At 61.2% G+C, this 25,731-nt stretch carries 24 protein-coding genes; 10 read left to right on the forward strand and 14 right to left on the reverse strand.

Features of this window, described 5'->3' with window-relative positions; all coding sequences use genetic code 11:
- Positions 1 to 41: 41 nt before the first annotated feature.
- The gene (locus RCH93_RS17000) at positions 42 to 3,005 is read left to right on the forward strand and encodes a heavy metal translocating P-type ATPase (protein WP_306549625.1); all 2,964 of its coding nucleotides are present in this window, start codon (positions 42 to 44) and stop codon (positions 3,003 to 3,005) included.
- 19 nt (positions 3,006 to 3,024) lie between these two features.
- Here RCH93_RS17000 and RCH93_RS17005 read toward each other — a convergent pair whose 3' ends face one another.
- On the reverse strand, positions 3,025 to 4,755 hold the full coding sequence (locus tag RCH93_RS17005; protein ID WP_306549626.1) for a hypothetical protein: 1,731 nt from the start codon (positions 4,753 to 4,755) through the stop codon (positions 3,025 to 3,027).
- Between the two features lie 193 nt (positions 4,756 to 4,948).
- Between RCH93_RS17005 and RCH93_RS17010 the strand changes: the two genes are divergently transcribed.
- Positions 4,949 to 5,800: a hypothetical protein gene (locus tag RCH93_RS17010; protein WP_306549627.1), complete on the forward strand. Its 852-nt coding sequence runs from the start codon at positions 4,949 to 4,951 to the stop codon at positions 5,798 to 5,800.
- Between the two features lie 26 nt (positions 5,801 to 5,826).
- Here RCH93_RS17010 and RCH93_RS17015 read toward each other — a convergent pair whose 3' ends face one another.
- Genes RCH93_RS17015 through RCH93_RS17025 form a run of 3 tightly spaced genes read right to left on the reverse strand, consistent with a single transcriptional unit; the run spans position 5,827 to position 9,086 of the window.
- Positions 5,827 to 6,558 (reverse strand): endonuclease/exonuclease/phosphatase family protein, encoded by a 732-nt coding sequence (locus tag RCH93_RS17015; protein ID WP_306549628.1) that lies wholly within the window; start codon positions 6,556 to 6,558, stop codon positions 5,827 to 5,829.
- Positions 6,559 to 6,574: 16 nt separating this feature from the next.
- A complete protein-coding gene (gene pcnB / locus RCH93_RS17020) occupies positions 6,575 to 8,053 on the reverse strand; it encodes a polynucleotide adenylyltransferase PcnB (RefSeq protein ID WP_306549629.1) in 1,479 nt (492 codons plus the stop codon).
- Between the two features lie 55 nt (positions 8,054 to 8,108).
- The gene (locus RCH93_RS17025; RefSeq protein ID WP_306549630.1) at positions 8,109 to 9,086 is read right to left on the reverse strand and encodes a nitronate monooxygenase family protein; all 978 of its coding nucleotides are present in this window, start codon (positions 9,084 to 9,086) and stop codon (positions 8,109 to 8,111) included.
- Positions 9,087 to 9,388: 302 nt separating this feature from the next.
- Here RCH93_RS17025 and hisS point away from each other — a divergent pair, with 302 nt between their 5' ends.
- Both hisS and aspS read left to right on the forward strand, forming a co-directional pair.
- Positions 9,389 to 10,663 carry a histidine--tRNA ligase gene (gene hisS, locus RCH93_RS17030; RefSeq protein WP_306549631.1) on the forward strand — a complete coding sequence of 425 codons (1,275 nt, stop codon included), beginning with the start codon at positions 9,389 to 9,391 and terminating at the stop codon, positions 10,661 to 10,663.
- Between the two features lie 77 nt (positions 10,664 to 10,740).
- Positions 10,741 to 12,528 (forward strand): aspartate--tRNA ligase, encoded by a 1,788-nt coding sequence (gene aspS / locus RCH93_RS17035; protein WP_306549632.1) that lies wholly within the window; start codon positions 10,741 to 10,743, stop codon positions 12,526 to 12,528.
- A 124-nt stretch (positions 12,529 to 12,652) separates the two neighbouring features.
- Here the strand turns inward: aspS and RCH93_RS17040 are convergent, their stop codons facing one another.
- Genes RCH93_RS17040 through mqnB form a run of 5 tightly spaced genes read right to left on the reverse strand, consistent with a single transcriptional unit; the run spans position 12,653 to position 16,872 of the window.
- Entirely contained in the window at positions 12,653 to 13,390 is a 738-nt protein-coding gene (locus tag RCH93_RS17040; protein WP_306549633.1) for an arginyltransferase, read from the reverse strand.
- Between the two features lie 16 nt (positions 13,391 to 13,406).
- Positions 13,407 to 14,756: an NADP-specific glutamate dehydrogenase gene (gene gdhA, locus RCH93_RS17045; RefSeq protein ID WP_306549634.1), complete on the reverse strand. Its 1,350-nt coding sequence runs from the start codon at positions 14,754 to 14,756 to the stop codon at positions 13,407 to 13,409.
- A gap of 16 nt (positions 14,757 to 14,772) precedes the next feature.
- Entirely contained in the window at positions 14,773 to 15,390 is a 618-nt protein-coding gene (locus tag RCH93_RS17050) for a molybdenum cofactor guanylyltransferase (RefSeq protein ID WP_306549635.1), read from the reverse strand.
- Positions 15,387 to 16,220 (reverse strand): 1,4-dihydroxy-6-naphthoate synthase, encoded by an 834-nt coding sequence (locus tag RCH93_RS17055; protein WP_306549636.1) that lies wholly within the window; start codon positions 16,218 to 16,220, stop codon positions 15,387 to 15,389. Before RCH93_RS17055 ends, RCH93_RS17050 begins: the two co-directional genes overlap by 4 nt.
- On the reverse strand, positions 16,213 to 16,872 hold the full coding sequence (gene mqnB / locus RCH93_RS17060; protein WP_306549637.1) for a futalosine hydrolase: 660 nt from the start codon (positions 16,870 to 16,872) through the stop codon (positions 16,213 to 16,215). The genes RCH93_RS17055 and mqnB overlap by 8 nt, the downstream gene beginning before the upstream one ends.
- A gap of 202 nt (positions 16,873 to 17,074) precedes the next feature.
- Here mqnB and queA point away from each other — a divergent pair, with 202 nt between their 5' ends.
- Positions 17,075 to 18,181: a tRNA preQ1(34) S-adenosylmethionine ribosyltransferase-isomerase QueA gene (gene queA, locus RCH93_RS17065; RefSeq protein WP_306549638.1), complete on the forward strand. Its 1,107-nt coding sequence runs from the start codon at positions 17,075 to 17,077 to the stop codon at positions 18,179 to 18,181.
- Between the two features lie 93 nt (positions 18,182 to 18,274).
- Here queA and RCH93_RS17070 read toward each other — a convergent pair whose 3' ends face one another.
- Positions 18,275 to 18,559 carry a zinc ribbon domain-containing protein gene (locus RCH93_RS17070; RefSeq protein WP_306549639.1) on the reverse strand — a complete coding sequence of 95 codons (285 nt, stop codon included), beginning with the start codon at positions 18,557 to 18,559 and terminating at the stop codon, positions 18,275 to 18,277.
- A gap of 362 nt (positions 18,560 to 18,921) precedes the next feature.
- Between RCH93_RS17070 and RCH93_RS17075 the strand changes: the two genes are divergently transcribed.
- From RCH93_RS17075 to rpsA, 5 genes are all read left to right on the forward strand, one after another.
- Positions 18,922 to 19,365 (forward strand): MucR family transcriptional regulator, encoded by a 444-nt coding sequence (locus RCH93_RS17075; RefSeq protein ID WP_306549640.1) that lies wholly within the window; start codon positions 18,922 to 18,924, stop codon positions 19,363 to 19,365.
- Positions 19,366 to 19,581: 216 nt separating this feature from the next.
- Positions 19,582 to 20,370, forward strand: coding sequence for a glutamate racemase (gene murI / locus RCH93_RS17080; RefSeq protein ID WP_306549641.1), 789 nt, complete (start codon positions 19,582 to 19,584; stop codon positions 20,368 to 20,370).
- On the forward strand, positions 20,363 to 21,076 hold the full coding sequence (locus RCH93_RS17085; RefSeq protein ID WP_306549642.1) for an outer membrane lipoprotein carrier protein LolA: 714 nt from the start codon (positions 20,363 to 20,365) through the stop codon (positions 21,074 to 21,076). Before murI ends, RCH93_RS17085 begins: the two co-directional genes overlap by 8 nt.
- A gap of 164 nt (positions 21,077 to 21,240) precedes the next feature.
- On the forward strand, positions 21,241 to 21,756 hold the full coding sequence (locus RCH93_RS17090) for a YfcE family phosphodiesterase (protein WP_306549643.1): 516 nt from the start codon (positions 21,241 to 21,243) through the stop codon (positions 21,754 to 21,756).
- A gap of 85 nt (positions 21,757 to 21,841) precedes the next feature.
- Positions 21,842 to 23,005, forward strand: a complete 1,164-nt coding sequence (rpsA, locus tag RCH93_RS17095) for a 30S ribosomal protein S1 (protein ID WP_306549644.1) — start codon at positions 21,842 to 21,844, stop codon at positions 23,003 to 23,005.
- Between the two features lie 64 nt (positions 23,006 to 23,069).
- Here rpsA and rlmB read toward each other — a convergent pair whose 3' ends face one another.
- From rlmB to RCH93_RS17115, 4 genes are all read right to left on the reverse strand, one after another.
- Positions 23,070 to 23,876 (reverse strand): 23S rRNA (guanosine(2251)-2'-O)-methyltransferase RlmB, encoded by an 807-nt coding sequence (rlmB, locus tag RCH93_RS17100; protein WP_306549645.1) that lies wholly within the window; start codon positions 23,874 to 23,876, stop codon positions 23,070 to 23,072.
- Positions 23,876 to 24,484, reverse strand: coding sequence for a guanylate kinase (gmk, locus tag RCH93_RS17105; RefSeq protein WP_306549646.1), 609 nt, complete (start codon positions 24,482 to 24,484; stop codon positions 23,876 to 23,878). Before gmk ends, rlmB begins: the two co-directional genes overlap by 1 nt.
- A complete protein-coding gene (locus RCH93_RS17110) occupies positions 24,477 to 24,782 on the reverse strand; it encodes a DUF370 domain-containing protein (protein ID WP_306549647.1) in 306 nt (101 codons plus the stop codon). The genes gmk and RCH93_RS17110 overlap by 8 nt, the downstream gene beginning before the upstream one ends.
- Positions 24,783 to 24,846: 64 nt before the next feature.
- The gene (locus RCH93_RS17115) at positions 24,847 to 25,728 is read right to left on the reverse strand and encodes a YicC/YloC family endoribonuclease (protein ID WP_306549648.1); all 882 of its coding nucleotides are present in this window, start codon (positions 25,726 to 25,728) and stop codon (positions 24,847 to 24,849) included.
- Between the last annotated feature and the right edge of the window lie 3 nt (positions 25,729 to 25,731).

Consider the following 25,731-nt stretch of genomic DNA (forward strand, 5'->3'; position numbering starts at 1 on the left):
AAGCGCCAGCGTTGGGTTCCTCTCCGTCCTGGTCGTCCGTCATGAACAGCAGCTACCCCGCTCCCGGCTCCATCCATCCACCCGTCTTTTGTTTCACTGTCGGCGATATGAGCTGCGAACACTGCCAGGCCATGGTCGAGGCCGCGGCCATGGAGACGCCCGGAGTCTGCGAGGCGCGGGTGGATCTGGCGGCCGGGACCCTGACGGTCAGCGGCGGCGATCCCCAGGCCGTGATTCAGGCGGTGGTTGAGGCCGGCTATCCGGCTGAACTGCGCGAGACCGCCGCAGCCTGCGCATTGCCGACCGGCACGGCACCGGAAGTTGCGGCTACGGTTGCTGCCGCAAAACCGAATGATAAACCCGCAGCTGACCGCTATCTACTGCGGGTGGCGGACATGCACTGCGCAAGTTGCGTTGGCCGGGTCGAGCAGGCCATCCTTGCCGCGCCCGGGGTGCGCGAGGCGGCAGTCAATCTGGTGGAGCAGACGGCCAGTGTGGTGGGCGGCGACCCGGCGCAAGTGGTTGCGGCTATTGTCCAGGCCGGTTACGGGGCCGCGCTTCTGGAAAACAAGCAGGATGCCGCAGCAGACGGCTACGAGGTCGACATCCTGGGCATGCACTGCGCCAGTTGCGTGAGCCGGGTGGAGGCGGCCATCCTCGCCGTGCCCGGGGTCACGGGGGCGGCGGTCAATCTGATCGAAAAAAAGGCCCAGGTGCAGGGCGGCGATCCGGCGCAGGTAGTGCAGGCGATCCTCGCCCAGGGTTATGGGGCGGCGCTGCGGCAGCGCCCCGCCAGCGACGCGTTTTTCATCCTCCTGCAGCCCCAACCGCAAAACGACGATCTGGAGCAGATCCGCCAGATCCTCCAGGCCCAGGACGCGGCCACCAACATCGTAATCGAAGACGGTCGGGTGCGCGTTGTCACTGCCCAGCATCCGGCCGACGTCCTCCTGCGGCTCTCGGACATTGGCTATCAGGCGACGCTGGAGGAATCCTTCGCCGATCCCGGCCTCCAACAGGCAATGGAGACCCGCCTGGAAATCCGGCGTTCCTGGCGGCGGGCGATTCTGGCGGGCCTGGTCGGTTTCGGCCTCATGGCCGGGCACATGTCGGGATTTTTCCCGCATCTCCACAACGGCCAGGCGTTCTGGGCCGGCGCGGCCCTGCTCTGTCTGTTCACCATGATTTACAGCGGCGGCAATTACTTTGTCGGCGCCTGGAAGCAGGCGCGGCACGGCGCGGCCAACATGGACACCCTGGTGGCGCTGGGGACCGGCGCGGCCTGGCTGTCTTCGGTCCTGGTTATTGCCGATCCGAACTTCATCCCCGGCGCGGCCAACCACCTCTATCTCGACGCCTCGGTGATGATCCTGGCCTTTCTCCAACTGGGCCACGCCCTGGAAACCAGGGCCAAGCGGACCACCAGCGAGGCCGTCGGCGCCCTGGTCGGCCTGCGCGCCCGCACCGCCTGGGTGATTCGCGCCAGCGGTCAGGTGGAGGTTCCGGTTTCGCTGCTGCGCATCGGCGACCGGGTGCGGGTCAAACCCGGCGAGAAGGTGCCGATTGACGGCGAGATCGTCGAAGGGCGGACCACCCTTGACGAATCCATGCTCACCGGCGAGCCGCTGGCAGTGGCCCGCGCGGTCGGCGATCCGGTCACTGGCGGCACAATGAACCGCTCCGGGGTGTTTGTGCTGAAAGTCAGCCGGTTGGGCGACGACACCACCCTGGCCCGGATCATCCGCATGGTCAAAACAGCGCAGATGAGCAAACCGCCCATCGGCCGGCTGGTCGACCGCATTGCCGGCGTGTTTGTGCCGGTGGTCATCTGCATAAGCGTTGCGACGTTCCTCACCTGGCTGGGATTTGCCTCGGAACTGCCCCTGGCGCACGGACTGACCGCCGCCATCGCGGTGCTGGTGATTGCCTGCCCCTGCGCCCTGGGGCTGGCGACGCCGATTGCGATCATGGTGGGAACTAGCCGGGCCGCCGAGTGCAATGTCCTGATCCGCAACAGTGACGCCCTGCAGACCGCCTCCAGTTTGACCCATGTGGTGGTCGACAAAACCGGCACCCTCACCGAAGGACACCCGGCGGTGACCGCCATTTTCCCGACTGAAGGCGTAAAGGCTGCCGAGGTGTTGCACTGGGCGGCCAGCCTGGAAAGCGGCTCCGAACATCCCCTGGCCGAGGCGGTGCTGACGGCCCAGCTGGAGCGCGGCGAGCCCCTGTTGCCCCTGGAAAATTTCGTCGCCGTTCCCGGTCGGGGCGTGCAGGCGGAGCATGCGGGGGTGCGCTTTCTTTTGGGCAACCACCATTTTCTGGCCGAGCATAGCGTTGCGCTGCCCGCCGATCTGCAGGCAGAGGCGCAGCGCCAGGCGGCGCAGGGCGGCACTCCGGTCTGGCTGGCCAGAGATGGAAAGGCGCAGGGGGCGTTGATCCTCAAAGACCCGTTGCGGCCGGATTCGGCGGCGGCGGTTGCCGCGCTGCAGCAACAAGGTATTCGCGTGGTGATGTGCAGCGGCGACAACCGGGCCACCGCCGAGGCTGTGGCCCGCGAGGTGGGCGTCAGCGAGGTGCACAGCGAGATTCTGCCCGAGCAGAAACTGCAGGTGATTCAAGCCCTGCAGCAGCAGGGGTTCAAGGTCGGCATGGTCGGCGACGGGGTCAACGACGCCCCGGCCCTGGCTCAGGCCGACACCGGCTTTGCCCTGGGCGGCGGCTCCGACGTGGCCATCGAAAACGCCGACATCACCCTCACCGGCGACTCGCTCCTGCTGGTGGCCACCGCCATTGGCGTTTCCACCGCCACCATCCGCAACATCAAACAGAACCTGTTCGGGGCCTTTATCTACAACATCATCGGCATTCCCCTGGCCGCCGGCCTGTTCTATCCGCTCACCGGCTGGCAATTGGAGCCGATGTTTGCCAGCGCCGCCATGGCCCTTTCTTCGGTGACCGTGGTCACCAACGCCAACCGGCTCCGTTTTTTCCGGCCCCGATAACGGGAGCTTGCCGTGCCGATTATTTGAAGATCGAATCCAGCCCCATGGCCCGTTTGCGGGCAAACTTGGGAATCAGGCGGGGGTGAGAGGAACGCAGCAGACGGTAGGTGAGGGCCAGCAGATGCAGAGTCAGCAGGTGATCGATCAGCCGGTAGCCGCGCTGGCGACGGAGGAAGAGCGCCAACAGCCAGCCCAGATAACGCCGGCGGAGACGGAAGGGGCGAAAACTGAGTTTGATTTTGTAACGGGGGCGGCTTCCCGACGGATACTGCAGTTTGTACTCTTTTTTTGCTTGCTTGAGCCGCTGGCGCAGCTCCTCCGAGAAAGGCAGGAGCGAGTATTCCCGGGCCAGGGCCAGAATGGCGAAGGTGTCGCGCATGTAGTCAAGATCGGCAACCGGCATCGACGCCTGCTGCGCCAGGTCGCGCATCTGCTCGATCATGTCCAGGGCCGCGCGTCCCTGCCGGAGGCACTCGTCTGGATCGCGCACGAAATAGCGCATGATCTTGCGCATCGAGTGGTTGATGAAGATGGAGTCCCAATACACCGCAAGCAGAGGCGGGATGCGCACCCGGCGAAAAAACAGGGTTTGCCGCGCATATTCAGGAACATAGAGCAGATCCTTGACCACCGTTTCGGAGTGTTGCAGCAGGCGCCACAGGGATTCGGGCTCGGCGACGCCCTCGATCCGACAATAGCGGCACACCGCCTCGTGGGCCGTGCAGCCGTGGCGAAAGATGTGGAGGGCGACAAAGGCGTTGATTTCGTTCCAAACGGCGTCGGTGTCGAGATAGGTCAGACGGCGGAACGGCGCCCAGCCACCGGTCTGACACCAGACCGAAACGCCCAGCATATTGTCCGCCTGGCGTAGCTGCCGGGCATAGTCCTCATAGTCGGCGCCAATGAAAGCGGGATATTCGCCGCAGCCCTCATACTCGCGCCGGGCCTGAAGTTCGACGATTCTCTGAATCTTCTGGGCCTTGGCCGCGAAAAACTGCGGATTGAGCGGCAGGTGGCGGAAAAAATCCGATTCGCCGTGTTTCATCGACAACACAAAGGCCGGGCTGTCAATGCGATCAAGGATGCGTTCCAGGGTGTCGCGCCGCCAGATGCAATCCCCCACCGGGTAAGCGCCGACGGTCCAGGTGCGCAGGATCAGCCGCCGGCCGCATCGCTCGAACACCGGCAACAGTCCGTGCAACAGATGGTTGAGCTGCTCCGGGGTGCGGATGCACAACTCGCTGCGGAACAGGTCTTTGACGTCCCGGCCGTCGCTCTCGCCAATGCGGATGATCACCCCGCTGATCTCGGGGAAATCGTTCAGCAGGCCCGCAAGCAGCTCGCAGAGAAACCGGTTGATTGCTCCCTGGTCATTGCCGATCCGCGCCTTCAAGGCCGGGGTGAACGAGAGCACGTCCATGGTCAGGTAAATGGCCAGCCCCTCGTCGGCGACAATCCGAAACAGGCGGCGGAATTCCTCGCGGAAGATGCGGATATGCGCCCGAATCTCGGGTTCGTACCAGGGATGGTCGGCCAGATGGGTCACATCGTCCAGGGTCGCGGCATTGTAGCCAACCGCGCGCGCCTTGGCGGCAAAGACGCGCAGGTCCCGGCCAATCTGGTCAAACTGGTCGCGCCGCGCCTCCTCTGCAAGGTTGAGACGGGCAAAGGGAATCTTCGACCAGTTGATCCTGCGGTTGGGCGCCGCGCGAAAAAACGGGCCGATGGCGTCGATAAGAAAGAGTTCCATGGGGGAGTCCGAGAGGATTGCAAAATAACGCAGCTGAGGCGACGGCAACATATCATGCCTTGGCCTACGTGATAAAAATTCTCAACTGCATCTAGTTTTCACTTGCAGGGCACCGTCACTCGAGGTAAGTGGTGCCCTTCGCACGGTACTTTTTCCGACGATACGTTTCAATTACAAGATGAGCGCCAACGCCATGGACAACCTTTTTGCCCGCATTACCTACATTTTCGATCCCCTCCAAACCTTTTACGAACACGAACGGCTCTATCGCAAGTTTTCGATTGCCCTGGTTTTTCTTTTTCTGTGCAACCTAGTGATCATCGAGCTCAACCGGCGCGGGCTTTTGCCCGGCGGCCTAGCCGCGCTGACGCCCAAGAACCATTTCTTCGCCGTCCACGCCGCCTTCACCGTCATTCTGGTGCTTGAGGTTATCAGCCTGATCTTTGTCCTGCCCTGCTCCTTTTCCCGCTCGCTGGGCAAGCAGTTCGAAATCCTTTCCCTGATCCTGATCCGTAACGCCTTCAAGGAGTTGTCCTATTTTTCCGAGCCGCTTGGTTACGAGGGCAACGAAGAAAAGATCATGCACATCCTGGCTACAGGCTTCGGGGCGTTGCTGATCTTCACCCTGCTGGGGGTGTATTACAAGATCCAGAAACGGAACGAGGAAGACCGCCAGCACATGGATTTATATGGATTTGTCGCTTCGAAAAAAGCGATCTCGCTGTTGCTGCTGATCTCGTTTTGCTGCATGGGCGCCTATTCCATCTACCAGAGCCTGAGCGGCATCGAGCACGCGGACTTCCTCCACGGCTTCTACACCCAACTGATCCTCACCGATATTCTCATCGTCCTGGTGTCGCAGTGTTTCCACCCTTCGGCGAAGATGATCTTCCGCAACTCGGGCTACGCCCTCTCCACCCTGATGATCCGGCTCGCTCTGGTGGCCCCGGTGTACTACAATGTGCTTTTAGGCAGCGCGGCCATGGTGTTCGCCATCCTGCTGACCCTGGTCAGCCAGCATCTTTTTCTGCAGAAACAACGGTAAGCCGTCGGCACAGGCGCCGCTGGCGATCAGAAGGAAAAATCGCAGACCAGCGGGGCGTGATCGGAGAAGGTGACGTCGGGGATGTGGAAATGGGTGACCTTGAGTTCCGGGCTGTGGAGGATGAAATCCAACTCCCGTTTCGGGGCCCGGCTGGGGTGAGAGGGTTTTTTCTCGGGGTTGGCGCTGACCAGACCGGTGGCGCCGAGAAACAGTTCGAGTTCGCGCATCCCCCAGAGGACGTTGAAATCTCCGGCCAGAATCATCGGCCGGTCCACTTGGCGAATGAGGCGATACAGCCGTTCCAGCTGATACTGCCGGTTGCGGTAGGTCAAGGAGAGATGGACTAAAAACACGGTGAGCCGCTCGGTGCAGACCTGGATCACCAGCCGCTTGACGCCCTCGTCGAAATAGTGAAAACGATGGCTGATGATCGGCTCGCGGGTGAGCACGGCGTTGCCCTGGGTTTTGAGCAGAGGCAGACGCTTAACCATCGACCCGCAGCCGTACTTGGTCTCAATCACATGGTAATACCCCAACTGGTCGGCGATCATCTCCGCCTGACACAGTTGGTCGGTGCGAAACGAACCGCCGTCAACCTCGACCAGACCCATCACGTCGGGTTGCACCGAACGGATGAACTCGAGAATTTTATCGAAATTGTCGTGGGAGCGGCGGAGATAGCCGGCGTACGGGAAGGGAAAATGAAACCGGCCGCCGTTGCCGGCGGCGTAGCGAATATTGTAGAGTAAAAACCGCAACCGTCTGCCTCCGGGGCTACTTGCGCGGCCGCCGAAGAAGGCCAAACACCCCGTGCTGATCGCTGCTGAACGCTGGATTCACCCCTCCGCGCCCCCTGGGCTTGGATTCGCCGCCGAGTTCCGGGCGTTCTGGTCGTTCAATTCGCTCCGGGCGCTCAATTCGCTGCGGCCGTTCAAGCCGCTCACCCCGCTCCGGAACCGGAGCCAGGGCCGCTTCTTCCCCAGCCGCAGCCGGCGGTTGTTCAACCACAAACCGTTCCGGCTGCACCGCCGCGATGCCCTGGGACTCTAGGTAGATGTCGAAAAATCGAGAACAATCCCGGTAGTAGCTCTTTTTCTTCAACCACTTCGGATCGCCGCCACCCTGGGCACGGGCGTGGTGGAAGGTCGAGAGATTGATCAAGAGGGTGGTCATGAATTCCTTGGCCATGCGCTGGACGTTGAAGGGTTCCCCGAAGTGGTGGTCAACGTCGTCCCTGATGGTGCGCGACAACTGATGAAAGCCCTCGCCGCGAACATTGGTTTCAGGCAAATGAAACCGCCGGCAGGCCCACGGCAGCAGGAGCGTGGCCAGGAGCAGGTAGTCCGGCACCTTCACCGGCTCGTCCCCGTTGCTCCGGGCGTGGAGACGGTCCAGAATGGCGAAGATGTTCAGCAACTCCTTGCGCACCACCTCCCCTTCGGCGCCCTGCATGCATTCATCGTACAAGGGAAACAGGGCCGGCCACAGGGTCGAGTTCATGCAGAGTTCCGCCCAGGCCCGACTCGCGCCGGACTGCAGATCCTTCAACACCTCGTCGCGAATCCGCGAAGGCGGGCACAGATGCAGTTTCTCCCGATGCCGCTGCAGGGCGGCGAAGGTCTCCGCCTCAATGGCAAAGCCGGTGCGGGCCGCATGCCGCACCACTCGCATCATCCGCACCGGATCCCTGGTGAATCGACGATCCGGGTCGCCGACCATGCGGATGATCCGCCGGTCAAGATCCTCAACCCCGTTGATGTAATCGATGATGGTGTGCTGCTCGATCTCGTAAAAGAGGGCGTTGATCGTCAAATCACGGCGGAACGCGTCCTCTTCCAGGGTGCCGAAGGTGTTGTTCGACGCCAGGATCTGCTCGTTGCCGTCAATGTCAAACTCGCTGCTTGAACGCAGGGTCGAGACCTCAACGATCTTGTCGCCGCGAAAAAAGACCTGGACCAGACGGAACCTCCGCCCGATGGTCCGGCTGTTGCGGAACAATTGCCGCAACTGGCCGGGACGGGCGTCGGTGGAGATGTCAAAATCCTTGGGCGTGCGGCCGAGATAGAGATCGCGCACCCCGCCCCCGACCAGATAGCCCTTAAAGCCGGCGTCGCGCAGGCGATACAGCACCTTCAGAGCCTCCCGGTCGAGCATGTGTTCGCGGATGGGGTGCTCCGACTCGGGGATCACCCTGACCGCAACCGCCGTTTCCTCTCCCGAATCCGGGGTGTGCGTTTGCTGGTCAACCGTCATAAGGGCGTGCCGCACAGGCGTCAAAACTGATCATAAAAACCCTCCCTCTTGCCAATCAATACTGCACAGCCTTTTCTTTGTAGACCGATTCCGCCGCCTTGACAAAGCGGTCGAAGATTTCTTGCACCGACAGAATTTCGTTCATTTTAAAGGTGTTGGCCCCGGAAAAGACCAAACCGTTTTCCACATCGCCTGTCAGGGCGGCGGTGAGCCGATCACTGATGCAGTATTTGTAGCTGCATTTCTTGAGACACTTGAAACGGCACTTGTCGGCGGAGATGTCGTCGCCGTTGAGCATTTTTTCGACAAAAGGCGTCTTCACCGCCCGACCCGGCAGCCCCACCGGCGAGGAAACCAGGACAATGTCCTCCTCCTTGGCGTCGAGGTAGGCCTGCTTGAAATTCTCCGAGACGGAACACTCTTTGCTCAACACAAAGCGGGAGGCGATCTGCACGCCGTCCGCGCCGTACTTGTCCATCATCTCGGCCATTTCAAAGCCGTTGGTAATGCCGCCGGCGGCAATCAAGGGAATTTTCGACACCACCTTGCGGATGGTGGGGAAGAGTTCGCGCAACGGGGTTTCAGTGCCCAGATGACCGCCAGCCTCAGTGGCTTCGACAATCACAGCGGAGGCGCCGAGTTTTTCAGCCAGCTTGGCCAGACCCGGCGAAGACACGATTGACACGATCGGCACATTAAATTTGGAACCGATCTTAAAAATATCGCGAGAGAACCCAGCGCCGGTGATGATCATGTCGGCCCCGGCCTCGATCGAACCCATCACCAGCTCGTAAAAATCCTTCATCGCATACATGATGTTGACGGCAATCACGCCCTTGGTGGCGTTCTTGGCCTTGCGAATGTCCTCCTGCAACTCGGGCACCGGAATCCCGGAGCCGCCGATGGTGCCGATGCCGCCGCATTCCGCCACAGGAATGGCCAAGGCGGAGGTTGACACGCGGATGGACATGCCGCCCTGGATAATGGGGATTTTCGCAATAAATGAGCCTATTTTTAATTCTGGCAGTTTCATTCACACCTCGTGATCGGTTTTGCTTGAGATAAATTGTATAAAAAAAGACCCCTCTCGGTCCTGAAAACGCCTACGGCGGAGCACGAAAGAATGCCGAGATCGCTTCCGTTTGTCAAGCCCGGCAGTCCGCCTGAGACCGGGGATCGCGACAAAAAAAGGAGTCATGTCGCATTCTACCATAATGCAGCCACATCGGCTTGACTTTTCACCCGTTTTACGAGTACATTTCTTGTTTTTTATCATCGTTGACGGCGACGCCGGCAGGCATCCGGCGCAGCCAACGATCCACACTGGAGTTTTCATTGAAGATTCAAGCTATTAACGGCTTTAAAGACATCCTCCCGGACACTGCGGTCCGCTGGCGGCACATAGAGCAACGGGCGCGCGATATTTTCGAACGTTTCGGCATGCGCGAGATCCGCCTGCCGATCATGGAAAAGACCGAACTTTTTGTTCGCTCCATCGGCGAAGCCACCGACGTGGTGGAAAAAGAGATGTACACCTTTGTCGACAAGGGACAGACCATGCGGCCGGAGGCCACCGCCTCGATTATGCGGGCCTTTATCGAACACGGCCTGCATGTGCAGCAACCGGTCCAGCGGCTCTACACCATTGGCCCCATGTTCCGCCACGAACGGCCGCAAAAGGGCCGTCTGCGCCAGTTTCATCAGCTGGACGCCGAGATCATCGGCGCAGTCGAGGCGCGCGTCGACGCGGAACTGATCGCCATGGGCCAGATGCTGCTCGACGAACTCGGCCTTGCGGTCAGCCTGGAGATCAATTCGCTCGGCTGCCCGGTGTGCCGTCCGCCTTTCAAGGCAGGACTGGTCGCCTTTCTCGAACAGCGTCACGAAGGCTTGTGTGAGGACTGCAAGCGCCGCACCCACACCAACCCCCTGCGGGTGCTTGACTGCAAAAAACCGACCTGTCGGGCGCTGGTGGAAAACGCACCTTCCCTGCTCGACGCCCTCTGCCCCGACTGCAACCGCCACTTCCGCGAGGTCCAGGAGGCGCTGCAATCGCTTGACATCGCCTTTAAAATCAATCCGTTCATGGTACGCGGCCTTGATTACTACACCCGCACCACCTTTGAGTTCCTCACCTCCGATCTGGGGGCGCAGGCGGCGGTAGGCGCGGGCGGGCGCTACGACGGCCTGATCGAACAGCTCGGCGGCCCAGCCCTGTCCGGAATTGGCTTTGCCATGGGCCTAGAACGGATTGCCCTGTTGATGGAGCAGCAAAGCGACAAGCCGCAGCCCGGCGATTCAATGGACATTTTTCTGGCCGCGCTCGGCGACAAAACGCTTGCGCCCTGCGGCCAGCTGGCCCATCTGCTGCGCAAACAGGGACTCAGGGCGGCGATTGACTACAGCGGTCGGGGCCTGAAGGCGCAGCTCAAGCAGGCGGGGCGGGTCAACGCCCGCTTCACCCTGATAGTCGGCGACGACGAGTGGGACCGGCAGCAAGGCATCCTCAGAAACATGGCCACCCAGGAACAGCAGCCCTTTGACCTCGGCGGCACGCCCGAGCAACAGAGCCTGCGCCTGCTCGGGCTGGTGCAGCCGACAACCAACTGACCACGCGCCCGGCCTCTTTTCCGCCGCATTTTCCGGATTCGCCTGCGGGCGGGTCCGCTCATTTTTGGAGAACAGTTATGGAATCAATGGGAGCGCTCCGGCGCACACATACATGCAACGACCTGGGGATTGACGCCCTAGACCAGGAAATCATCCTCATGGGTTGGGTGCTCCGCCGCCGCGACCACGGCGGGGTTATCTTCATCGACCTGCGCGACCGCTGGGGCATCACCCAGGTGGTGTTCAACCCGGAGATCAATCCCGAGGTCCACGCCAAGGCGCACCAGCTGCGCAGCGAGTGGGTGATCGCGGTGCGCGGTCGGGTGGTCAAACGGCCGGGTGACATGGCAAACCCCAAACTGGCCACCGGCGCCATCGAGATTCTGGTCGACGAGCTGCGCATCCTCAACACCAGCGAAACCCCGCCCTTCCCGCTCGACGAGGACATCGAGGTTTCCGACACCCTGCGCCTGCAGTACCGCTACCTCGACCTGCGCCGCCCGGAGATCGCCAAGAACCTCATTCTCCGCCACCAGGCCCTGCAAACCGTGCGTTCTTATCTCAACGACCATCAGTTTCTTGAAATCGAAACCCCGATGCTGACCCGCTCCACCCCGGAAGGGGCGCGGGACTATCTGGTGCCGAGCCGGGTCCACGCCGGCAAATTTTTTGCCCTGCCCCAGTCGCCGCAACTGTTCAAGCAGATTTTGATGGTGGCGGGCATGGACCGCTACTACCAGATCGTCAAATGTTTCCGCGACGAAGATCTGCGCGCCGACCGTCAGCCCGAGTTCACCCAGATCGATATGGAGCTGAGCTTCATCACCGAAGACGAGATCATCGCCATTGTCGAGGGTATGATCAAAACCCTGTTCAAAGCCGCCCGGAACGTTGAGCTGCAACCGCCCTTTCATCGCATGACCTACGATGAGGCCATCGGCCGCTTCGGCACCGACCGACCCGACAGCCGTTTTGGTCTGGAACTGGTTGACCTCACCGACGCCCTGCGCGGCTGCGGCTTCAAGGTGTTCAACACCGTCATCGACAAAGGCGGCGTGGTCAAGGCAATCAACGCCAAGGGCTGCGGCGGTTTTTCCCGCAAGGATCTCGACGACCTCACCGACTATGCCGGCCGTTTCGGCGCCCGCGGCATGGCCTGGATCAAGATCAAGGACGACGAGTGGCAGTCGCCGATCACCAAATTCTTCAATGAAGACGAGATTAAGGCCATGGCCGAGGCCCTCGACGCGCAACCCGGCGACCTGATTCTGTTCGGCGCCGACAAGAGCAAGGTGGTGCATCAGGTGCTCTCGGAATTGCGCCTGGAACTGGCGCGGCGGTTGAACCTGGTCAAGGAAGGCGACTTCAACTTCCTCTGGGTCACCGATTTTCCGCTGCTCGAGTACGACGAGGAACAGAAACGCTACACCGCAGTCCACCATCCCTTTACCGCGCCCAACGAGGATCAGCTCGATTTGCTCGAGACCGATCCCGGCGCGGTCAAAAGCCGGGCCTACGATCTGGTGCTCAACGGCAACGAGATCGGCGGCGGCTCCATCCGCATCCACAGTCCGGCCATGCAAAAGAAAGTTTTCCATGCATTGGGCATCGAAGCCCAGGAGGCCCAGGAAAAATTCGGCTTCCTCCTCCGCGCCCTGGAACTCGGTGCCCCGCCCCACGGCGGCATCGCCTTTGGGGTTGACCGGTTGATGATGCTGCTCACCGGCTCTTCCTCGATCCGCGACGTCATCGCCTTCCCCAAAACCCAGAAGGCCGCCTGTCCGCTGACCGACGCCCCGTCCTCGGTGGCGCGCAAGCAACTGACCGAGCTCTACCTGCGGCCGGACTGGAAGGAAAAAGAGTAGCCGCCCGCTCCACAAAAAACGCCGGAATCGACTCAGTTCGATTCCGGCTTTTTTTTTCACGACAATCCCTGCGCAGCCAGTCGGCGGCGCTGCCCGCCCGTCGCTCCCGTCCTGTTCGTGCTGATCAGCCCTGTTCCCGCCAACTTCCCTCAAGCAACAGCTCATGCGGCCGAAAGGCGTTCTTGTAGCTCATGCCGGCATGCCCGTCGATCCAGTAGCCGAGATAGAGGAGATCGATCTGGCGGGTGAGGCAGATGTGGTTGAGGGTGAGGATGTTCAAGGTGCCCGGGCTGCGCCAGCCCTGTTCCGGATCAAAGAAAAAATAAACCGCGTTCAACCAGTTGGGCGCGCCGTCGACCACCGCCACCCCGAGCAACTGCTCGCCCACCCGATAGCGGATCTCAAAACAGCGACTGATGCTGGTGATGAAAAACCCGGAATAATAGCTTTCCGCGTCGCTGCGCCCCTCGGGAAAACGGGTGGAGAGAAAGCGCTGCAACAAGGCCAGATTCTCCCGGGACATGGTCAGGGGCGCGATCTCCACCGCCACGTCCTGGTTCTTTTGCCACACCCGCCGCTGATTGCGGTTGGGCCGAAAGCGCTCCGGCCGCAGTCGGATCGGCACGCACAGGCTGCACCCTGGACAGCGCATGTTGTACATGCAGTTGCCGTTGCGCCGATACCCGGCGGCGAGAAATTCGCCCATGGTCACGTCGCTCATCCGCCCCAGCGCCGCCTGGTGGTACACGGCCGTGGTCGATATTCCATAAGGACACTCGGCGGCGGCGTTGACAAAAAACCGCTCCAATTCCTCGGCAAGGCCGGGCGGCAGCACGCCGCGAGCGGCCTCTTTCTCGATCATTGCGCGCCTCCCACGGCTACACCAACCCCTGATCGAGCACGGCGCTGGCCACCTTGACAAATCCGGCGATGTTCGCCCCGGCGAGGTAATCACCCTCCTGACCATAGGCAGCGGCGGCGTCCAGGCAGGTGTGATGGATGCCGTGAATAATAGCGCGCAGGCGGGCGTCCACCTCGTCGCGCGACCAGCTGAGCCGCATCGAATCCTGGGCCATCTCCAACCCGGAAACCGCCACGCCGCCGGCATTGGCGGCCTTGGCCGGACCGAACAGGACGTTGTTGCCGCGAAAAACTGCAATGGCTTCGGGTGTCGAGGGCATATTGGCGCCCTCACAGATCAGCCGCACTCCGCCGTCGACCAGATGCTGGGCGTCGAGGCCGTTGATTTCGTTATGCGTGGCGCCCGGCAGGGCGCAATCCGCCGAATGCCGCCACAGCGGGTTCGAGTCGCTGGCCGGATCAACCGGAACATACACGGCGTCGGGAAAATATTGGCAGTATTCCTGGAGACGACCGCGACGGATATTTTTGATCGCCTTGACGCAGTCCAGCTTGGCCGCGTCAATGCCGGCCTCGTCGTACACATAGCCACAGGAATCGGACATGGTCAGGGCCTTGCCGCCCATCTGGAGAATCTTCTCCACCGTGAACTGGGCGACGTTGCCCGATCCTGAAACCAAACAGCGTTTGCCTGCCAGGGTTTCACCCCGGGTGGCCAGCATTTCGGCGGCAAAGTAGACCACGCCGTAGCCGGTGGCCTCGGGCCGAATCAGGCTGCCGCCCCAGGCCAACCCCTTGCCGGTGAGCGCCCCGGTGAATTTGTTCCGCAGTTTTTTATACATCCCAAACAGATAGCCGATCTCGCGCGCGCCCACGCCGACGTCGCCGGCCGGCACGTCGGTGTCCTCGCCGATATGGCGGAACAGCTCGGCCATGAAGGCCTGACAGAACCGCATGACCTCGGCGTCGGAACGACCCCTGGGGTCAAAATCCGCGCCGCCCTTGCCGCCGCCCAGGGGCAGGGTGGTCAGGCTGTTTTTGAACACCTGTTCAAAGGCAAGGAATTTGATAATCGAGAGATTGACGGTGGAATGAAAGCGCAGGCCGCCCTTGTAGGGGCCAATGGCGGAACTCATCTCCACCCGATAGCCGCGATTGACGTGGACCGCACCCTGGTCGTCCATCCAGGGAACGCGAAACAGGATCATTCGCTCCGGCTCGACCAACCGCTCGAGCAGCGCCTGCCGGCGGTATTCCGGACGACGTTCCAGCACCGGCGCGAGGGTGGCGAGGAATTCGCCGACCGCCTGATGAAATTCGCGCTGCTCGGGGTCGCGCTGGACAACGGTTGCCAGAATCTGCTCCATGCCGCTCCTTGTGCCCTTATCCTTCGATTGGATTGCCCGAGGTCGCGGGCGCGTCGGCCAGATCCTCGGGGGTATTGACGTTGCGCCACGAAGACTGCAGATGCTGAGGCGGCCGCGGCGTCCACACCCCGCCCGCCGCCTGCAACCGGCTCATCCGCCGATGCCCGCCGGCGGCCAACTCTTCCAGCAACCGCCGACAGGACTGATCGTAGTAGGCCAGCAAGGGCTCGATCCGGCCGTCGCCCGCCAGTTCCGGCATAATCGCCGCCACCCCGGGCCGCCTGCAATCCAGCAGCCATTGCAGGGCCTCTTCCTCCATATCCGGCAGATCGCAGGCCGCCACCAGCCAGGAAACCTGGGGGTAGGCGCGGAAGGCGGCAAGAATGCCGGCAAGCGGGCCGGCAAGCTCCGGCGCGTCGTCCACCCGCAGCGCCTGGGCAAGTGATGCGGGCAGGTCTCCGGCGCCGGCGATCACCACCTGTTCGACCTTGCGCCCCAGGATGGTTGCGGTCCGTTCAATCCAGGTCTGGCCATCCTGTTGGAGCAGATGTTTGGGCGCGCCCATGCGGCGACTCCGGCCGCCAATCAGCACGCAGCCCCACACCGAAACTTCCTCCGGGCGTCCCAACCTCATATCGGGTCCGGGATCCTGGGAAAAAGCCCGGCCTCCGCACCGCGCCGCAGCAACTCGCGCACCGCATGCAGCCCTTCTTCGCCCAGATCCCTGGAGTAATGGTTCACATACAACCCAATGTGGCTGTTGATCACCTCCGGCTCCATCTCCTGGGCATGCTCCCGGATATAACTCCAGCCCTCGGCCGGATGGGCGTCGGCCCAGCGGATGCTGGCCGCAATGGCCGCCTCGATTGCAGCACGCAGGGGCTCCGACAGGGTTTTGCGGGCGGCGATGCAGCCCAGCGGAATCGGCAGGCCGGTGGTTTGCTCCCACCACAGCCCCAGATCCTGGACGCACTCCAACCCCAACTGTTGATAGGTAAACCTACTTTCGTGGATGATCACGCCGGCGTCGACCTCGCCGCTGGCAATCGCCGCCATGATCCGGTCAAAGCGCAGCACCGTCAGGTTGGCGCAGGCCGGCTGGTAGAGCCGCAGCAGCAAGGCCGCCGTGGTGTAGGCGCCGGGCACGGCAATCCGCCAATCAGCCATGTCAACCGGTTTGTCGCCGGAACCGGTGATCAGCAAGGGACCGCAGCCCCGGCCCAGGGCGGCGCCGGCGCGGAGCAGGGCGTACCGGTCCAGCACATGCCCCAGGGCGTGGAAGGAGAGCTTGGTCACGTCCAACCGCCCCTGCAGCGCCCAGTCGTTGAGAGTTTCCACATCCTCGAGCAACGGCGCGGAAAAACGCGCCCCGGCCATCGGCGTCCGGCCGTGGGCCAGACCGTTGAAGATGTAGGTGTCGTTGGGACAGGGGGAATATCCGAGGGAGAGCACGATATCAGCCATGCGACAATCCTTTGACCACAGCGGCCGCGACCTCGCCGCACCGAGCGCAGGCTTCGCGCAATCGCCAGCTGTGCAGATTGCGGTCTTCGACCAGGTTGGAGATGCACCGCAGTTCGAGCAGCGGCAGGGCAAACTGTTGACAGACCCGGGCGGCGGCGGCGCCCTCCATGTTTTCGCAAAGAGCCCGGTGGGTTTGCGCCAAGAGCGCGCCCCGCCGGCGGGAGCCGCTGACGCAGCTGACGGTGACAAACGGGCCGCAGTGAAAGGGAACGGAGCTGCTGGTCAACACCGCCGCCGCCCTGGCCAGCAGGTTGCGGTCCAGCTCAAAGGCGTCGACAATTTCAAGCGAAGCGCCCCGCAGCAGCTCGATCTCTTCCCCATGGCAGACGCCCAGATCGCCAAGGATCTCGCGTTCCGCCAGGCACAGGTCAAGCAGATCGGCGCCGCCGTTTTCCCGACAATAAGCGCCCGCGACCCCGAAATTAACCACGCCTTGAACGCGCACGGCTGATAGAGCCACAAACGCAGTCAAGCGCACCGCCGCCTCGACCGGCCCGACGCCGGTGATCAGCGAGAGGAAGGGAACCTCCGGCGGACACGCGCGGAGAAAGGCGTCCATCTCAAAAGCGGTTGCAGCAGCGACGAGGAACATGGGGCGTTGAGTGACCTATCCTGTGGAGAGCGCATGACGCGGACGGCGATTGCAACGGCGCACGGTTGAACCGGGAGTGTCAATCATGCCATGCTTTCTTGCGACGCGGGGTGAATTGACCAAGACTTTTCCGGCAATGTAAAGTAGGTTGTCGAGCTTTGCAAGAAAATCACCCCTTGTTTATTGCCCTGTTTTATTTCCCATGATTGACTTTCATCACCGGTTGGCGGCCTATGATTACGACCTGCCGCCGGACCGCATAGCCCAGTTCCCGGCGCCCGAACGCGACGCCTCCCGCCTGTTGGTGCTTGACTCCAATGCTCCGGATCTTGCCCACCGCCGGTTTGCCGATATCCTCGACTACCTCAGGCCCTCGGACCTGCTGGTCGTCAACACCACCCGCGTTTTTCCGGCCCGCCTGCTGGGCGCCAAACAGACCGGCGGCAAAGCGGAACTGTTTCTGCTCAATTTTCCCCAGCCCACAGCCGCCATGCTCGACCCTTCCGTCCCCTGGCGGGAGGCAACGGCGACGGCGCTGATCAAGAGTTCCAAACGCCCCAAAATTGGCAGCCTGCTGCTGTTTGGCGCGCAACTTCGAGCCCGGGTTGACGCGCTGGCCGCTGACGGCAAGGCCGAGGTGACCCTTCAGTACAAACCGGACGGCGAGCAGTCGCTGGAGGCGCTGCTCGAGGCGCACGGCCGGATGCCGCTGCCGCCCTACATCAGCCGGCCGGACGGCAACTCCGGCGAAGATCTGCACCGCTACCAGACCCGTTATGCCCGCCAAACCGGATCGGTGGCCGCCCCCACCGCCGGCCTGCACTTCAGCGACGCGCTGCTGGCGGAGATCCGGGCCAAGGGCGTGGACATCGCCAGCGTCGTGCTGCACGTCGGCTACGGCACCTTTGCGCCGGTTCGGGCTGAAGACATCCGCGACCACCGCATCCATCGGGAGCAGGTGGAAGTCTCAAAGGAAACCGCGGAAAAAATCAATCAAACCAAAGCAGCCGGCGGCAGGATCTGGGCCGTGGGCACCACCACGGCGCGCACCCTGGAATTTGCCGTCGACGAGCAGGGCCGCGTGCAACCGGGAAGCGGGGACTGCGACCTGTTCATCTACCCCGGCTTTCAATTTCGGGTGATCGACAATCTGATCACCAACTTTCATCTGCCCAAATCTTCGTTGCTCTTTCTGGTGTCCGCCCTTGCCGGCAGGGAGCGAATTCTCGACGCCTACCAGGAAGCGATCAACGCCTCCTACCGCTTCTTTTCCTATGGCGACGCCATGGCCATCATCACCAAGCGGTGATCCCGCGCCAAAATCAACAAGCCCGCACTTCGGAGCCTCGAAAATAAAAAACCCGGCACAGGGCCGGGTTTGCACGCGCCAAGGAGCAAGCGATCAGGTGGCGGCCGGACAATTGCAGCAACCGCCGCCGCTCGGGCAAGAGGCCCCGCCGCTGTCCGCGCTGGCCGTTCCGCTCCCCGCGGCGGTCTTGCCGCTGGCGCATCCGCTGTATCCGTCGTTGTACCAGCCGCCGCCCTTGAGCTGAAAGGAACTCATGGAAATCAGCTTGCGCACCTCGCCGCCGCACCCAGGGCAGACCGAGAGGGGCGCATCGGCGATACGCTGTTGAACTTCAAAGACTTTTTTGCATCCACTGCATTCATACTCATACACAGGCATGGCGCCACCTCACAACTCTCTATATTAAGGTTAAGACGAGACCGAAACTTCAAACAGGGCAAAGATAATGTTTCCCGCCCCCCCTGTCAACTCCCCATCAGAAATAATCCCTCTTCTCGCCGGCCTTACAGGATCACCATTCATCATCTTGGTTTCTCAATAAAAACCGCTTACAACCGGCATTCTTCAATCATGCGCCCCTGATCGATCAACAAGGACCGCGCCGAACCTGCTTGTAGATCCATTATTCCCACTGCATCTTAACAAAACAATTGCGTTGACGCCCTCCATGCTCTATCATTACGCTTATCGCAACCAGAAGCGACCTGTACTCATCCAAACTTAATACGCAGGAGAAACCAATGAGTAAATCTCTCGTTGAAATGACCGCCGAGATCATCCAGTCCCAAATCAGCAGCAAGCAGATGTCCACTGAAGAAATAAAGGCGGCTCTTAACGATACATTTCAAACCCTTAAAACACTTCAGGACTCCGAGGCCGTTGGCGTTGAAGCCGAACCGGAGGAGACCAATCCTGTTATAGATCCCAAAAAATCAATTCAAAAGAACAAAATCATCTGTTTGGAATGTGGGCAGGAGTTCAAGATGCTCTCCCCCAAACATCTCAAATCGCACAACCTCAACTCCAAGGAATACCGAAAAAAACATGGTTTTTCCGCTCGGCAGCCGCTCTGCGCCAAAGCGCTGTCTGAAAAACGTTCGCAATCGGGCAAAGAGCGAGGTTTGCCGGACAATCTGCGCAAAGCAATAGAGATGCGGACCAAGGACGTCAACAAAAAGAAATAACGTCGCGCTCTTCGTTTTTTGTTCCATGGCCAAGGGCAGCGGCAATCTCCGGATTGCCGCTGCCCTTGGCGCTCACTTGAACAACGCTCGGGCGGCATGCGCTTACCACCGGTCGCCTCCGCGCCAGGGACGCCGTTTCTCCGCAGCACCGACAGCAGGCTCCACGCTTGCGCGCCTTGATCCCGTTCTTCACCATCAACCGACAAACAACTCACGATGATCGGCATCTTTGATTCCGGCGTCGGCGGCATGACCGTCGCCCGCGCCATTGAACAACTCTGCCCAGGCTTTCCCCTGGTCTACCTCGGCGATCTGGCCCGAACGCCTTACGGCTCCAAAAGCCCGGCCATGATTACCGAGTACTCGCACCGCAACACCGACTTCCTGCTTCGACAGGGAGCCAAACTGATTGTTATCGCCTGCAATTCGGCGGCAAGCGCGGCCTCGGTGTTTTTGCGCAACCACTACAGCCAGGCCATCGTCGATGTTATTTTCCCCGCAGTCGCTAAGGCGGCAAGCGTCAGCGCAACCGGACGAATCGGCGTCATCGGCACCCGCGCCACCATCAACTCAGGCCTCTATGAGCAGCGCCTCCAGGACGCCCGCCCTGGCTGCAAGGTCTACAGTCAGGCCTGCCCCCTGCTGGTGCCGCTGGTTGAAGAAGGCTGGCTGGAACAACGTGAAACCAAAATGATCGTCAAACGCTATCTGCGCCCTTTGCGCGACAAGCAGATCGACACCCTCATTTTGGGCTGCACCCACTACCCGCTGCTGAAGAAAACCATTGGACCGCGCATTGGCCGCAAGGTGCAGATCATCGACTCGTCGGTTGAAGTGGCCCTGCACCTCAAAACCATGCTCGACAACGACGCGCGCCTCCGCAGCGAGCTCTATGCGCCGGGCGAGCCCAGTCGTTTTTTTGTCTCCGACATTCCCTCCCCGGTGCATGCCTTGGCCGAAAATATCTTTGGCAGAACCGTCCTTTTGGAGAAAACTGATGTCTAGCGCCTTCCGCCTCCTTGCCGCCCTGATCCTGCTGCTCGCACCCGCTTCCGGCCACGCCGCCGCTCCAGAACCAAGCGCCTCCGGTCCGGCGGCGACGGTGACCCAGGTACAGCAAAAATACCAACAGTTGCGCAGCCTTGAATTTGATTTTTCCCAGGCGACCCAGACCGGCGGCCGAACCAAACTGGGCGGCGGCAACGCCATTTTTTACCGCCCTGTCGCGACGGGGTCAAAAGGGTCAGGGGTGATGCGCTGGAACTATAGCGAGCCGACCGTGCAAACCATCATCAACGACGGCAAGGAGGTGTCCATCTACACCCCCCAGGACAAACAATTGATCGTCTCGCCGGTGCAGGACGTGGAGTCCGACATCACCTATGCCCTCTTCACCGGAACCAGAAGCCTGCTTGACGAGTTTACGGCGTCAGAGGCGGATCCGCTGTTTCTGCTCAACGAACCTCCGGCAGGATATAACGCGGTGCTGCTCACGCCGCGCCAACCCCATCCCCAGGTCAAACGGGTTCAGCTCTGGCTGGGGCAGGACCGCACCCTGCACCGTTTGTTGATGGAAGACCACTTCGGGGCGCTGACCGAACTTACCTTCACCAGGATGCAATTCAACGCCTTGCGGGCCGGCGACGCCCAGAAGACCCAATCTCTGCTGCGACTTGACCTCGCGCCTGGAACCGAAACCATCCGTCAATAAACGCCATTCCCGGCTGGGCGCGCCTCCGGCGCCCTTGGAAAAGGGATTGCCGCAAACCGGCAACCGGGGTAAAGAAGAGCAGGTCAGACCGAGGGCCTGTTGCGCCGCCACGCCTGCGGCCTCAGACAAAGGCAACCACTCCAGCCAACGTTTCCGCAATACCCATGCGCATCGCCGTTTTATCTGATAGTCACGACCACATCCCCAACCTGCGTCGCGCCGTCATTCGGGCCAACCAGGAAAGGGCCGACCTGCTGATTCACTGCGGCGACCTGATCTCCCCTTTCATGCTGCCCTATCTGCACGCCTTTAACGGGCCGGTGCATCTCATTTACGGCAACAACGCCGGAGATCAGCATCTTATAGCCGCACGATGCGGCACAACCTTCGACAACCTCCTGCACCATGGCTGCCATGGAACGGTGAGCGTCGATTCCTGCCGCATCGCCTTTGTTCATTACCCGGAGTTGGCGCGGGAGCTGGCGCTTTCCGGCAATTACGCGCTGGTCTGTTGCGGCCATGACCACATCTACCATGTTGAGCGTCTGGGAAAATGCCTGCTGCTCAACCCCGGCGACCTTCTCGGCAAGGACGTCGCGCCCGCTTTTGCCCTACTTGACCTTGAAGCCGGCCTTGTCCGGCGCCTGGAAGTGGGGGCCAAATTGTTGTTAGACGATTGATCGATCCACACGGATGCGATTGCAGCGCCGGCAAAGAAAACACTCGGTTTTCGCCGGTTAATTCTTACCGAAACAGTAGAGAATCATGAGTGACGAAACCTTTGCAGAGCTTTTCCAGGCCAAAACCGTAGCCCGCAAAACCCTTCAACCGGGCAACCGGGTGGAAGCCACCGTCGTGGGCGTCAGCGGCGAGAACATTTTTCTTGATGTCGGCGGCAAGAGCGAGGGCATTGTCAACGCCTCGGAACTGCGCAACGAATCCGGCGAGTTGACCGTTGCCGTCGGCGATTGCGTCAAGGTGTTCTTTCAGGCGGCGCGCGGCGGCGAGATGGTGTTCACCACCCGGCTCGGCTCGGGACAGACCAGTTCCCGCGAACTGGAGGAGGCCTTTCAGGCCGGGATTCCAGTTGAGGGCAAAGTCACGGCTGAGGTCAAGGGCGGATTTTCCGTCACCGTCGCCGGACAGCGCGGTTTTTGCCCCTATTCGCAGATGGACCTGCGCAAGGTGGAAAACGCCGACGACTACATCGACAAAACCTTTGCCTTTAAAATCATCGAATTCGGCAGCCAAGGCAAAAACATCATCCTTTCGGCGCGGGCCATCCAGGAAGAACAACGACTGCAGGAGCGCGAGGACTTGAAGGCCCGTCTCACCGAGGGCATGCAGGTCAGCGGCGTGGTCACCTCCCTGCGTGATTTTGGCGCCTTTGTCGACATCGGCGGCGTCGACGGACTCATCCCCATTTCGGAACTGGCCTGGGGCCAAACCGACAAGGTGGAAGACGTCCTCAGTCGCGGTCAGCAGGTGGAGGTGATCATCAAACGGTTGGATTGGGACCGGGACCGAATTTCGCTCAGCCTGCGGGAAACCACGGAAAACCCCTGGGACAAAGTGCAGACCGCCTACCCAGTGGGCTCAGTGCATCAGGGCACGGTGTCGCGGCTGGCCGATTTTGGGGCTTTTGTCACCCTGGAGCCGGGCATAGACGGTCTGCTCCACATCTCCAAGCTGGGCGCCGGCCGCCGGATCCATCACCCCCGCGAGGTATTGGAGGCTGGCCAGGAATTGACCATAAAAATCGAATCCATCGACGCCGCGCAAAAACGCATCGCCCTGGCGCCGGAGGATTACGTCGCCAAGGAGCAATCGGATCGGGAACCGTACACGCCGCCGCCGGTGAGCAAGGAATCCTCATCCATGGGCACGTTCGGGGATTTGTTGAAATCGCAGATAAAGAAAAAGCGGTAAAACAGGTGTTGGTCAGGGCGGCGCAGGCCGCCTTGACCAACCAGGGAAGCAAGACGCGCCGGGATCAGATGGATCGTCGGGCGATTTCAAACATGACGACGGCGGCGGCCACCGAGGCGTTGAGCGAGTTGAACGAACCCTGCATCGGGATGGTGACCAGCACGTCGCACTGCTTGCGCACCAGCGGCCGGATGCCCTTGCCTTCGCTGCCGATCACCAGACAAATTGGCCCGGAAAAATCGGTGCTGTAAATCGTGGCCGCGTCAGCCTCGGCCACCGCCCCAAAAATCCAGAATCCTCGTTCCTTTAAGGTGTTGAGCGTGTCAGTCAGGTTCACCACCTGACACAGTTGCAGATGGGCCACTGCGCCGGCCGAGGTGCGGGCCACGGTGCCGGTGACCGGCACGCTGCGGTCTTTGGTCATGATCACCCGGGAAAAGCCGGCAGCTAGCGCGGAACGAAGAATCGAACCCAGATTGCGCGGATCCTGAATGGAATCCAACGCCAGGATTCGCGGCGCTTTGGTTGACTCGTCCGCCGCAACGCCGTCCAGGAGGAGATCCAGGGGAAGCAGTCGGGCTTCCGAGTGCCGCGCCACCACGCCCTGATGCCGACAATGCCGGGGTACGCGCATCCGGGCGGCGTCAACGAACCGTACCGGAATGGCACGCTCCTTGCCCAGATCGATTATCTGTTGCAGTCGCGGCCCCCCTTTGCCCTGCTGGATAAAAATTTCGCTGATGCCGCCGCCGGCATCCTGCTGCAAGGCTTCCCATACCGCATTGATGCCCCAAAGCAGGTCGTCGGATGGCTCATCTTCCGCCGCGAAGGTCGTTTTGTGTGCCGGCTCCGCTCCTTTCTTCCTTTCCATCAGACGCCCCAGTGCATGGGTTGACCGTTGACAGTGCGCCGCCGGCGACTGCGTTCGGCAATAATGATGCTGCGCAGACTTTCCACGGCCTCGTCCAACTGGTCGTTAACAATCAGATAGTCATAGGCGCCGGCGCTGGCCAGTTCTTTGCGGGCGTTGTTGAGCCGCTTGGCAATAGTCGCCTCGTCCTCTGTTCCCCGACCGCGCAACCGCTGTTCCAACACCGGCAAGGAGGGCGGCGCGATAAAGACAGTCACCGGAGTGCTCCGTTGGCGGACCTGGGCCGCGCCCTGCACATCAATGTCGAGCAGCACGTCGCAACCGGCCTGCAGGCGCGCTTCCACCTCCGCCAGGCTGGTGCCGTACAGATTGCCGTGCACCTCCGCCCATTCGAGAAAGCCGGTAGGCTGTTGGTCGCGGATGGCGCGAAAAGCCGTCTGGTCGGCAAAATGGTAGTGGACGCCGTCGGCTTCGCCGGACCGAGGCGCTCGGGTGGTGTGCGAGACGGAAAAGACGAGGTTCGGCAGATCCGCCATCACCCGTTGGACAATGGTGGTCTTGCCGCACCCTGAGGGCGCGGACAGAACGAGCAGCATGCCGTTATGCATCGCCTTCCTCCGGTTTGCTTTTTGCGAGCAGGTGGGTGGGATTTTTCTGATCCTGATCCAAGGCCAGCAAGCGCTGGCTGATGGTTTCAGGCTGCACCGAAGAAAGCACCAAATGGCCGGAATCAAGCAGAATGATTGCCCGCGTGCGCCGGCCTTCGGTGACGTCGATCAGTTTCTTTTCCAACCGGGCGTCGTCCTTTAATTTGCGAATCGGCGAGGAGCCCGGATTGACCACGGCCAGAATCCGCTGAGCCTTCACCGCGTTGCCAAATCCGACGTTGACTAACCTGCTGTCCATAGGTGTGAGCTGCCTGGGGTAGAAGAGGAAAAAGGGGGATGAAAAGATTAATCGACGGGATGCGCTATTCGATGTTCTGCACCTGTTCGCGCAATTTTTCGATTTCATTTTTCATCTCGACGCCCAAGTGCGCGATGCCGGCATTGGATATTTTCGAAGAGAGCGTGTTGACCTCCCGCAGAAATTCCTGCAGCAGGAAATCGAGCCGACGCCCGACCGGTTCGTCGCTGGCCAGAAAGGAACGGAACTGGCCCATGTGGCTACCGAGCCGCGTGATTTCCTCGGTCACGTCGCTTTTGTCGGCCATAATCGCGGTCTCTTGCGCCAAACGGATGGGATCAAGATCAAGCCCTTCCAACAATTTGCCCACCCTGAGCCTGAGATCCGCCTGCCGCTGCTGTTGCAGCTCGGGAATGCGCGCTTCTATCCGGCCAACAATCGCTTCAAATTTCGCCAGTCTGCCGAGGAGATCCTGCTGCAACGCGTGCCCCTCTTTCTCCCGCATGACGTCGCAGTCCTTCAGGGCGGCGTCCAAGGCGCCAGCGATCAATTGCCATTCGGCGTCCACGTCCGGACGTTGCTCCTCAAGGCTGACAACGTCGCGGAGGGTCAACATGTCTTTTAAGGTGACTTCGGCATCGAGTTCAAAGTCGGCGATCAACTGCCGCAAGCATCGATGGTACTGACGGGCGACGCTCTCGTTGACCACCAGTTGCGGTTCGACCGTTGAAACGCCTTGCAGGCTGAACGTAATGTCGACGCGCCCACGATCAAGTGCGGCGGCGACCTTCTTTTTCACCGGTTCCTCCAGCGCCGCAAAGAGTCGGGGCAGAATCACCCGCTGATCGAGAAACCGATGGTTGACTGTCCGGACTTCGGCAACCCAGGTGCGCCCTCCGTCAGAAGCTTCGCCCCGGCCAAATCCCGTCATACTTCGTGGTCGCATTCC

It is taken from the genome of Desulfobulbus sp. (assembly GCF_030824455.1).
GTDB lineage: Bacteria > Desulfobacterota > Desulfobulbia > Desulfobulbales > Desulfobulbaceae > Desulfobulbus.